General features: G+C 69.6%; 2 protein-coding genes. Both read right to left on the bottom strand.

Translation table 11 applies throughout. The annotated features are described in order from the left end of the window. A partial coding sequence (locus tag ADL15_RS14435) for an AMP-binding enzyme (RefSeq protein ID WP_198170776.1) occupies positions 1-459 on the bottom strand: 459 nt, incomplete at its 3' end. Continuing rightward, on the bottom strand, positions 419-1,929 hold a 1,511-nt coding region (locus ADL15_RS14430), incomplete at its 5' end, for an AMP-binding protein (protein WP_157441359.1). The genes ADL15_RS14435 and ADL15_RS14430, both read right to left, overlap by 41 nt.

The raw sequence follows: 1,929 nt of genomic DNA, 5'->3' as shown, positions 1-1,929 counted from the left end.
ACACAGGATCTCCTCCTGCGGCGAACGCGGCGCCCGGCCCGACGACACCGTTGACATCTCCGGAACCGGCAACGCCCGCCGATCCAACTTGCCGCTCGGCAGCGTCGGCAGGCGGTCCATCGAGACGGTGATCGACGGCACCATGTACTCGGGCAACCGTGCTGCTATCGCGCGCCGGATGCCCGGCACGTCGACGGCGGAGTCGGTCGCCGGCACCACATAACCGACCAGACGATCCCGACGCACCGCGGCCGCGGCCTGCGCCACACCCGGGCACGCCGCCAACGCGGCCTCCACCTCACCCAACTCGATCCGGAACCCGCGCACCTTCACCTGATCATCGGCCCGGCCCACGAACTCCAGCACCCCACCCGGACGCCACCGCACCACATCACCCGTGCGATACATCCGCCCGCCATCACCAGCGAACACATCCGGCACAAACCGCTGCGCCGTCAAACCAGGACGACCCAGATAACCCCGAGCCACCCCCGGCCACATACAACTCACCCGGCACGCCCACCGGCACCAACTGCATGCTGTCGTCGACGACGTAGGCACGCGAGTTGTCCACCGGACGGCCGATCGGCGGCGTGCCGGCGCCGGTCAAGGCATCGCTGAGGGTCGCCGCGATGGTGATCTCAGTGGGGCCGTACGCGTTGAAGACGCGGCGTTCGGCGGACCATTTGCCGATCAGTTCGCCGGTGGACGCCTCGCCGCCGACGACCAGCGTCGCCAGCCCTGCGGTGCCGACGGGGTCCATGGAAGCCAGGACGGTGGGGAACACCAAGCCGTGGGTCACCTGCGACTCGCCGATGAAGGCGGCCAGTTCCTCACCGGCCAGCCGCACTGCCGGTGCCACCACCAGTGTCGCGCCGGCGCCGAACGCCATGAGCAGTTCCATGACGGCGGCGTCGAAGCTCGGCGAGGCGAGTTGCAGGACGCGACTGTCAGGTTCGATCGCGAAGCGATCCCGCATCGTGGCGGCCAGGACGGTGGTGCCGCCATGGGTGACCACAACGCCCTTGGGCGTGCCCGTGGAGCCGGAGGTATAGATCACGTACGCCGGGCTCGCCGGCAGGAGTACGCCGTGACGATCCGCCGGCCGCGGGTCGGCGTCCGGGTGTCGCCGGATCTCCTCGGCCACGCCGGGATCGTCGAGTGCGATGGCGCCGACAGGCAGGCCGCCGAGATGCGAGCCGTGCGTGAGGATCGCGCTAGGCCGGGCGTCGGCGAGCATGAACGCGATGCGGTCGGCCGGGTAGTCCGGGTCGACCGGCAGGAACGCCGCGCCCGTCTTCGTGACGGCCAGAGCAGCGGCGACGAATGCCGTGGACCGCGGCAGCGCGAGCGCCACCGTTTGCTCCGGCCCCACGCCCCGCCCGATCAGCCAGCGTGCCAGCCGATTCGCACGGGTGTTGAGGCCGGCGTACGACAGTACGTCGTCGCCGCAGACGACGGCCGTCGCGCCGGGTGTGTGGCGTGCTTGTGCCTCGAACAGGTCGGGCAGCAGGTGCACCGGAACGTCACGGCGGGTTCCCTGGGACCGCGCGAGGATGTTCCGTCGTTCGTCCGCGCCCAGCACATCGATCTGGTCAAGCGTGGCGGCGGGGGTCGCGGCGACCGTGGCGAGCACCCGGTGGAGTCGGTCGATGAGGGACTGGATGGTTTCGCGGTCGAACAGATCCGTGCGGTACTCGACGAAGCCGGTCATGATGCCGCCGTCGTCGCTCTCGGGGTGCTGTTCCAGGTAGAAGGAGAGGTCGAAGCGGGATGTCTTGGTGCCGGCCACGCCTTGCCTGCTGGTCACGTCGGGCAGCTGGAATTCTCCGGTGGGTGCGTTCTGCAGGGCGAGCATGACCTGGAACAGCGGGTGATGCGCCAGCGACCGTGCCGGGTTCAGCACCTCCACCAGATACTCGAACGGCA

The sequence above is a fragment of the Actinoplanes awajinensis subsp. mycoplanecinus genome, from assembly GCF_001509495.1.
Taxonomy (GTDB): Bacteria; Actinomycetota; Actinomycetes; order Mycobacteriales; family Micromonosporaceae; genus Actinoplanes; species Actinoplanes palleronii.
Note: the sequence above shows the minus strand (reverse complement) of the source record. Positions and strands in the feature narration are given on the sequence as shown.